This is a genomic window from Dermacoccus sp. CCH2-D9 (genome assembly GCF_001556795.1).
Taxonomy (GTDB): domain Bacteria; phylum Actinomycetota; class Actinomycetes; order Actinomycetales; family Dermatophilaceae; genus Dermacoccus; species Dermacoccus nishinomiyaensis.
Genome location: NZ_LSJT01000084.1, coordinates 26,855 through 34,755, shown reverse-complemented (window position 1 = coordinate 34,755; position 7,901 = coordinate 26,855). Strand labels below are relative to the sequence as shown.

Below are 7,901 nucleotides of genomic sequence, written 5' to 3'. Positions count from 1 at the left end.
CCCGCCGTTCGTCCGACGAGCGGGCCATCGTGGTTGATGAGGAGACGGCGTGCGGCATGCGACCAGCGTATTTGGCGCGCAGCTGATAATTCTTGACCGCGACCTCACATGATCTTTTCGGTATTTGTTCGTAGAGTGTGAACATGTCGACTCTGCGGCAAGACACCATTGCCACCCTGCGAGAGCACCTGCCGAACACGGCCAGCGGGTGCGTCGAGGCCATCATCCGAGAGGTGCCCGGCTACGACCGCGAGTTCGGCGACACACTGCGCGCGAACATCGAGGCGGCCGTCGCGATGGCCCTCGCGGCCTTCCTCGACACCCTCGGTGACGACGGCGACACGACGTCCGCCACGGCCATGCGCACCGGCGCCTACCGCCTCGGCCAGGGCGAGGCGGAAACGGGGCGCTCGAGCGACGCGCTGCTCACGGCCTACCGCGTCGGCGCCCGCGAGGCGTGGACGCACTTCGCCGAACGCGCCGTCGCGCAGGGCGAGTCGGCCGCGAGCATCGCGAGCCTCGCTGCGGGCACGTTCGCGTTCATCGACGAGTTGTCCGTCGAGAGCCTCGCCGGCCACACCGCGGCCATGACGGCCCGCACCCGTGAGCTCGCGCGCCGACGCGACCAGCTGGCGGCGGCATTCGTCGCGGGCGACCAGCCCGACACGCTCGAGCATCTCGCCGAACGGGCTCACTGGAACCCGCCGCGCACCCTCACGGCGCTGGCACTGACGGGCGACGCCCCGGCGGCCGTCGCGAGCGCCGTCGGTGAGAAGGCCCTGTGGTCGCGCACCCCGGACGGCTCGCCGCTCGTGCTCGTGCCCGACCTCCCACCCGGCAACCGCGCGCGCGTCCTCGCTGCCTGCGCTACGACCACAGCAGCCCTCGGGCCGGCGCTCGCCTGGAGCCGCGCCGCCGAATCGGTGACGCGCGCCCGACGCGCGCTGCGATTCGCCCGGGTGAGTGAACCGGCGGACGCCGACACGCTGCTGCCCGAACTGATCCTCGACGCCGACCCGCTCGTCGCGCAGATGCTGCGCGAGCGCGCCCTGGCGCCGCTCGCCGACGTCTCGGAGGCCAAGCGGGCCGTGCTCGCCGAGACGCTGCTCGCCTGGCTGCTGCACCACGGACGCCGCGAGGAGGTCGCCGAGGCCCTCCACGTCCACCCCCAGACGGTGCGCTACCGCCTGGGCACCCTGCGCGAACACTACGGTGACACGCTCACCGACGCCCGCACCGGCCTGGAGCTGACGCTCGGGCTGATCGCCGACCGATCGAGGAGCCCGCAGTGAACACCCCCGCAACCGACCGTCCGCAACCCGCAGCAGCCCAACCGACGAACGCCGACGACACGAACCCCGACGCCATGACCCTCGACCCGATGATCCATGAACCCACACGGTCGGCTCTGCCTGACGGGCACGGCGAGTCCACTGGGCACGGCGAACATGGTGAGCACCCCGCGGGCGAGGCCCTGGCGGTGGCGATGAAACCCCTGCTGCGCGGGTGGCTGCACCTCGTCCTCGCGCCCCTGTGCCTCATCGGTTGTCTCGTGCTCGCCCTGCTCGCCGACACGACCCCGGCGCGCGTCGGGGCGCTCGTCCTCGGTGCTACGGCGACGATGCTGTTCGGCACGTCGGCGCTGTATCACCGCCGATACTGGAGCCCGCGCGCCGACACGATCCTGCGCCGCCTCGACCACTCGAACATCTACCTCATCATCGCCGGCACGTACACGCCGTTCGCGCTGACACTGCTCGCGGGCCGGCAACGGGTGAGTCTGCTCGTCATCGTGTGGGTCGGCGCGCTGCTCGGCGTCGCTTTCCGCACGTCCTGGGTGCATGCGCCGCGTTGGCTCTACACGCCGATCTACGTCGCGCTCGGCTGGGTCGCGATCTTCTACGCCGGGCCGTTGCACGCCGCGGGCGGCACCCTCGTCATGACGCTCATCGCCGCGGGCGGCATCCTCTACACCCTCGGGGCCGTCGTCTACGGCTTCAAACGCCCTGATCCGTGGCCGCGAGTGTTCGGCTTCCACGAGATCTTCCACGCCTGCACCGTCGCCGCGTTCATCGCCCACTTCATCGCGGCGGCCATCGTCCTCACGCGCTGACGGCGGCCTCCCCGCGTGCCTTGCCCGCCCGGCCGTCGGCGCGGGCCACAGGATCGCCACCGTGGGCCTCGCCTCCGCCACGCGAGCACCGACCAGCGCAAGTCGTCCCGTCAGGCGGTGTCGCCGGCTGCCTGCGCGCCGTCCCCGAGGAGTTGCTCGCTCGCGCGTCGGATGTGCGCGTCGAGCAGATCGGCGGCGCGTGAGCCGTCGCCGTCCGCGAGCGCCGCGGCGATGGCCTCGTGCTCCTCGCGCAACCGCGCGCGCACAGCCGGCCAGTCGTCGACGTGGTTCATGCCGTGACGGATGGGGCTGCGCATGGATTCGCGGATGGCGACGGTGAGGTCGGTGGCGAGCGCGTTGCCCGCGGCCCGCGCGATGGCGACGTGGAAATGGGTGTCGCACGCGTTGAAGACATCGGGCGGCAGGTCGTCGTCACGCATCGCGGTGATCAGGTCGGCGAGGCGCGCATGGTCGGCGTCGGTCGCGTTGCGCGCGGCCAGCCGCGCCGACAGGCCCTCGAGGCTGCAGCGCACGTCGACGACGTCGAGGAGGCTGAACTGCGCGAGCGCCACGTGCATGCGCAAGAACCGGTTGAGCGCCTCCGTCGGCACGGCCGTGATGACGGTGCCGCCGGCCGCACCGGCTCCGACGCGCGAGTCGACGACCCCGATGGCGTGCAAGGCGCGCACGCCCTCACGCACCACGGCACGGCTGACGGCGAGTTGCGCGGCGAGGTCACGCTCGGCGGGCAGCACGTCGCCGACACGCAGACGGCCCGAGACGATGCCGTCCTCGACCCACTGCACGACACCCTCGTAGGCACGCCCCGATCGTGACGCGACCGGGTTGGCACCCTGCGCGCCAGCCGGAGTCTCGACCTGGACGGGCGTCGCGTCCGGCGCGGGGGCCGGTTCCGACGCCGGCTGCCCCGGGTTCGACAGACCGGATTCCTCGGCTGCGGGCGGCGGGCCCGGTTCGGGCGAGGCGGGCGCGCAGGGGTGGGTCATGGGCGGCATGCTACGCGGCCTCGACTTCTTGACCGTCGGGGGTCATGCTTCTAGAGTGAGATGCAGCACATTGGTCAGACCATTAAGGATGCCGTCGTGACGATCGCCCCCACCCGCCCACGCGTCGCGATCTTCGCGACCTGCTTCAACGACACGATGTTTCCCAAGGCGCCGATCGCGACGGTGAAGCTCCTACGCCGCCTCGGGGTCGACGTCGAGTTCCCCACCGAGCAGACCTGCTGCGGCCAGATGTTCACCAACACCGGGTACGCGAACGACGCTAAGGGCCTCGTGCGCGGGTTCGTCGACACGTTCGACGCGTTCGACTACGTCGTCGCCCCCTCCGGCTCCTGCACCGGATCCGTCCGCGAGCAGCACGAGATGATCGCCGAGCGGGTCGGCGACCAGGGCCTCGCCCGCGAGGTCGACGCGCTCGCCCCGCGGGTGCTCGAACTGTCCGAATTCCTCGTCGACGTGCTCGGCGTCACCGACGTCGGCGCCTACTTCCCGCACCGCATCACCTACCACCCCACCTGCCACAGCTTGCGCATGCTCGGCGTCGGCGACCGTCCGCTGCAGCTGCTGCGCGCGGTCGCCGGTGCCGACCTGCGCGAGTTGCCCGCCGCCGAGCAGTGCTGCGGTTTCGGGGGCACGTTCAGCGTCAAGAACCCCGACGTCTCCGTCGCCATGGGAAACGACAAGGCGCGCCACGTCGTCGAGACGGGCGCGGAGTACGTCGTCGCCGGCGACAACTCGTGCCTCGCCCACATCGGCGGTCTGCTGCACCGCGGACGCACCGGCGTCAAGACCATCCACCTCGCCGAAGTGCTCGCCTCGACCGAACAGGACCCCGCATGAGCTGCCAGCCCCGCACCGCCGCCGACGCGGGTCTGCCCGTCGGCACGACGACCGCGACGTTCGTCGGGATGCCGGCCTTCCCGCACGAGGCGAAGCACGCCCTCGACGACGCCCAACTGCGCGCCAACCTGCGTCACGCGACCGGCACGATCCGCGCCAAGCGCGCCGAGGTCGTCGGCGAGGTCGACGACTGGCAGCAACTGCGCACGCGCGGCGCCGCCGTCAAGGACGACGTGCTCGCCGACCTCGACACGCTGCTCGTCACGCTCGAGGAGTCGCTGACGCGCGCCGGCGCGACGGTCCACTGGGCGCGTGACGCCGAGGAGGCCAACCGCATCGTCGTCGACCTCGTCAAGGCGACAGGCACGCAGGAAGTCGTCAAGGTCAAGTCGATGGCGACGCAGGAGATCGAGCTCAACGAGGCCCTCGAAGCCGCGGGCATCGACGCGTGGGAGACCGACCTCGCCGAGCTCATCGTCCAGCTCGGCCACGACCGCCCGTCGCACATCCTCGTGCCCGCGATCCACAAGAACCGCAGCGAGATCCGCGACATCTTCCGCACCGAGATGGGCGAGGTCGGCCGCCCGGCCCCCGAGAACCTGAGCGACGATCCCGCCGCGCTCGCCGACGCTGCCCGTCGTCACCTGCGCGAGAAGTTCCTGCGCGCCAAGGTCGGGATCTCGGGCGCCAACTTCGCCGTCGCGGAGACGGGCACGCTCGCCGTCGTCGAGTCCGAGGGCAACGGACGCATGTGCCTGACGCTGCCGGAGACGCTCATCTCCGTCGTCGGCATCGAGAAGGTGCTGCCGACGTGGGACGACCTCGCCGTCATGCTCGAACTGCTGCCACGTTCGTCGACCGGTGAGCGCATGAATCCCTACACGTCGATGTGGACGGGGTCGAGCGAGGCCGACGGCCCGCAGGACGTCCACGTCGTGCTCGTCGACAACGGCCGCACGCGCGTGTTGTCGGACACCGTCGGGCGCGAGGCGCTGCGCTGCATCCGCTGCTCGGCGTGCCTCAACGTCTGCCCCGTCTACGAACGCGTGGGCGGGCACGCCTACACGAGCGTCTACCCCGGACCGATCGGCGCCATCCTCACCCCGCAGATGCGCGGCCTCGACTCCGATCGCGACAAGGCGCTGCCCTTCGCGTCGTCACTGTGCGGCGCGTGCAGCGAGGTGTGCCCCGTCAAGATCGACTTTCCGAAGATCCTCGTCGAACTGCGCACGCAGGTCGTCGAGAAGAAGCGCGCCGCCTCGCGCGTCCCGAGCTTCGAGCGCACCGCCATCGCGGGCGCCGAATGGGCGCTCGCCTCCGGCAAGCGCATGGGGCGTCTGCAGACGCTCGCGACGGTGGCCGGCAAGGTCTTCAAGCGTGAGGACGTCTCCTACCTCGGCGCGATTCCCGGGCCCCTCGCGCCGTGGAGCGCAGCGCGTGACATCCCCGCTCCCCCGACCGAGACGTTCCGCGAGTGGTTCGCGCGCACCGACGGCGGCCGGCTCGACGAGAGCGGCCAGGCCGCAGCGGGGTCGCGTCCGAACCGCGCCGGAGTCGACGTCGAGGGCCACTACGGCACGAGCGCCCGCGACGCCGGGCTCCCCCACCCCACCAGCGACAGCGAGGACGAGGCATGAGCAGCGCACGCGAGGAGATCCTGCAGCGCATCCGGACGGCCAACGCGAACGCCGGGGTGACGAGCACGTCGTCGCAGCGGGCCGATTCGGCGACGACGCAGCGGGATTCGTCGTCGGGCAGCGCCGGCGCCCAGGCGACGTCACTTGATGCGGACGGTTCGCGCGCTGCGGCCGACGCCACCCCCGCGGCGGGGTCGCCCGACCTCGTCGACCTGTTCGTCGAGCGCACCGAGGACTACAAGGCGGTCGTCGAACGTGCCTCGGCAGCTGACGCCGGCGCGCGTGTCGCCGCGGCGCTCGAGGGCGCGAACGGCGTCCTGCTGCCGGCCGGGCTGCCCGAGGCAGTCGTCGGCGCGGTCGATGCGTCGATGGCGCGCGAAGACCCGGGCACGCCCGACGGTCTCGACGCCATCGAGGCGGTCGTCACGACGTGTGCCGCGGCCATCGCCGAGACGGGCACGATCGTCCTCGATCACACTGCGGGGCAGGGGCGTCGTGCGCTGACGCTCGTGCCCGATCTGCACGTCTGTCTCGTGCGGGCCGACCAGATCCACGCGGACGTGCCGGCCGCCGTCGGCGCCCTGCGCGCGAGCGTCGAGGCGGGGCATCCGCTGACGTGGATCTCCGGTCCGAGCGCGACGAGCGACATCGAGCTCGATCGCGTCGAAGGGGTGCACGGCCCGCGGCGCCTGCACGTCATCGTCACGACTGACTGACCTCGACGGACGACGCCGCGTCTCGGGTGGAATCACCACTCGCGGCGTGGCTTTCGCGCGTCATGCGGCGTTTCGTTCGGACGTGGCGCACGCCTTCGAGCAGCGACGCGACCGCCATCGCGAGCCCCATGCCGGTGAGGATGCCCGCGAGGTGGTTGTCGCCGAACGCACGGCCGCCGATGTAGCCGATGAGGCAACCGTGCAGGGCCCACAGCAGCGTCGCGAGCAGGTCGTACGGCGTGAACTGCCGCAGGAGCGGGTAGCGTGCAGCGCCGAGCGACATCGTGCCGACGCTGCGTCCGCCCGGGATGAAGCGCACGACGAGCAACGCCCACGACCCTCGTTCGTGCAGCACGCGCGAGACCTTCTCGAACGTGCGAGCACGCCGCGAACCGTGCGCCCCGAGCGAGCGCGCACCGACGACCCGGCCGATGCCGTAGGAGAGGTGATCGCCCAGTGCCGCCCCCAGCGTGGCCACGAGCACGACGAGCACGAGCTGCGGCCCGTTCGGATCGGACGCGGCGTACACCCCGGCGAGGATGAGCGGGGCTTCGCTGGGAAAAACAGGCACGAACGCATCGAGCGTGCACAGGCCGAAGAGCGCCGGGTAGATCCACCACGACGTCATGAGGTGTTCGAGCGGCGCGAGCACGGCATCGAGCATTCCAGAACGCTAGCCGCGCGACGTGGCCCCGACCTGACGCCCAGGTGTCCGGCAGGCGACGCCAGCGCGACCGTCCGGGCCTTCGACGTTCACGCGGACGGACGCTGTCGGCGCACCGCCCGGGCGGACCTCAGGCCCAGACGGAGCATCCGAGCTCAGAGCCCGAGGAAGTTTTCCAGGCCCACCGTGAGCCCCGGGGTCGTGACGACGCCGCGCACGCCCGTCAGCACGCCCGGCATGAAGCTCACGCGCTCGAAGCTGTCGTGACGGATCGTCAGGGCCTCACCCTCGGCGCCGAACTGCACCTCCTGGTGCGCGACGCGCCCGCGCATGCGGATCGCGTGCACCGGGATGCCGTCGACGCGGGCGCCGCGCGCGCCGTCGGGGTCGGATTCCGTCGCGTCTGGCACCGGCCCCAGCCCCGCCTGCTCACGTGCCTCGGCGATGGCGCGCGCCGTGTGCGCGGCCGTGCCGGACGGCGCGTCGACCTTGTTCGGGTGGTGGATCTCGACGACCTCGACGCTCTCGTAGAACTTCGCCGCCTCGCGGGCGAACTTCATCATGAGCAGCGCACCGATCGAGAAGTTCGGCGCGATGAGCACACCGACGCCGGGCGCCGCGTCGAGCTGCGCCCGCAGCGTCGCGAGCTTCGCGTCGTCCCACCCCGTCGTGCCGACGACGACGCTGACGCCGCGCTCGATGCACTGCGCGACGTTCGTCGGGGACGAGGCGGGCACCGTCAGCTCGATCGCGACGTCGGCACCCCCGAGGTCGCCCAGGTCGTCCCCGGCGTCGAAGCCACCGACGAACGTCATGTCGTCCGCGGCCTCGACGGCCTTGACCGCCTCGCTGCCCATGCGCCCGGCGGCACCGATGACTGCAACCTTGATCGTCTCGCTCATGGAC

At 71.6% G+C, this 7,901-nt stretch carries 8 protein-coding genes; 5 read left to right on the top strand and 3 right to left on the bottom strand.

Going from position 1 to position 7,901, the window contains the following annotated elements:
• Window positions 1-143: 143 nt before the first annotated feature.
• Together AX669_RS07265 and AX669_RS07260 are read left to right on the top strand one after the other, a co-directional pair.
• On the top strand, window positions 144-1,292 hold the full coding sequence (locus tag AX669_RS07265) for a helix-turn-helix domain-containing protein (protein ID WP_062257527.1): 1,149 nt from the start codon (window positions 144-146) through the stop codon (window positions 1,290-1,292).
• Window positions 1,289-2,113, top strand: a complete 825-nt coding sequence (locus AX669_RS07260) for a hemolysin III family protein (RefSeq protein WP_062257525.1) — start codon at window positions 1,289-1,291, stop codon at window positions 2,111-2,113. Before AX669_RS07265 ends, AX669_RS07260 begins: the two co-directional genes overlap by 4 nt.
• Before the next feature lie 110 nt (window positions 2,114-2,223).
• On the opposite strand, the gene AX669_RS07255 is transcribed toward AX669_RS07260, so the two are convergent.
• Window positions 2,224-3,120 (bottom strand): FadR/GntR family transcriptional regulator, encoded by an 897-nt coding sequence (locus tag AX669_RS07255; protein WP_082740689.1) that lies wholly within the window; start codon window positions 3,118-3,120, stop codon window positions 2,224-2,226.
• Between the two features lie 60 nt (window positions 3,121-3,180).
• Between AX669_RS07255 and AX669_RS07250 the strand changes: the two genes are divergently transcribed.
• The 3 genes from AX669_RS07250 to AX669_RS07240 are packed head-to-tail and all read left to right on the top strand — an operon-like array spanning window position 3,181 to window position 6,331.
• Entirely contained in the window at window positions 3,181-3,978 is a 798-nt protein-coding gene (locus AX669_RS07250; protein ID WP_062257523.1) for a (Fe-S)-binding protein, read from the top strand.
• Window positions 3,975-5,615 carry a LutB/LldF family L-lactate oxidation iron-sulfur protein gene (locus AX669_RS07245; RefSeq protein WP_006946361.1) on the top strand — a complete coding sequence of 547 codons (1,641 nt, stop codon included), beginning with the start codon at window positions 3,975-3,977 and terminating at the stop codon, window positions 5,613-5,615. Before AX669_RS07250 ends, AX669_RS07245 begins: the two co-directional genes overlap by 4 nt.
• Window positions 5,612-6,331, top strand: a complete 720-nt coding sequence (locus AX669_RS07240; RefSeq protein WP_006946357.1) for an LUD domain-containing protein — start codon at window positions 5,612-5,614, stop codon at window positions 6,329-6,331. Before AX669_RS07245 ends, AX669_RS07240 begins: the two co-directional genes overlap by 4 nt.
• On the opposite strand, the gene AX669_RS07235 is transcribed toward AX669_RS07240, so the two are convergent.
• Together AX669_RS07235 and dapB are read right to left on the bottom strand one after the other, a co-directional pair.
• Window positions 6,318-6,995, bottom strand: a complete 678-nt coding sequence (locus AX669_RS07235; RefSeq protein WP_006946364.1) for a DedA family protein — start codon at window positions 6,993-6,995, stop codon at window positions 6,318-6,320. The genes AX669_RS07240 and AX669_RS07235 overlap by 14 nt on opposite strands.
• 155 nt (window positions 6,996-7,150) lie before the next feature.
• On the bottom strand, window positions 7,151-7,897 hold the full coding sequence (gene dapB / locus AX669_RS07230; RefSeq protein ID WP_006946352.1) for a 4-hydroxy-tetrahydrodipicolinate reductase: 747 nt from the start codon (window positions 7,895-7,897) through the stop codon (window positions 7,151-7,153).
• Window positions 7,898-7,901 lie beyond the last annotated feature (4 nt).

What these genes read in the sequence shown, in the direction of transcription:
- AX669_RS07265 (WP_062257527.1), top strand. Translation starts at nt 144, where the DNA reads ATGTCGACTCTGCGGCAAGACACCATTGCCACCCTGCGAGAGCACCTG.
- AX669_RS07255 (WP_082740689.1), bottom strand. Translation starts at nt 3,120, where the DNA reads ATGACCCACCCCTGCGCGCCCGCCTCGCCCGAACCGGGCCCGCCGCCC.
- AX669_RS07250 (WP_062257523.1), top strand. Translation starts at nt 3,181, where the DNA reads ATGCAGCACATTGGTCAGACCATTAAGGATGCCGTCGTGACGATCGCC.
- AX669_RS07245 (WP_006946361.1), top strand. Translation starts at nt 3,975, where the DNA reads ATGAGCTGCCAGCCCCGCACCGCCGCCGACGCGGGTCTGCCCGTCGGC.
- AX669_RS07240 (WP_006946357.1), top strand. Translation starts at nt 5,612, where the DNA reads ATGAGCAGCGCACGCGAGGAGATCCTGCAGCGCATCCGGACGGCCAAC.
- AX669_RS07235 (WP_006946364.1), bottom strand. Translation starts at nt 6,995, where the DNA reads ATGCTCGATGCCGTGCTCGCGCCGCTCGAACACCTCATGACGTCGTGG.
- dapB (WP_006946352.1), bottom strand. Translation starts at nt 7,897, where the DNA reads ATGAGCGAGACGATCAAGGTTGCAGTCATCGGTGCCGCCGGGCGCATG.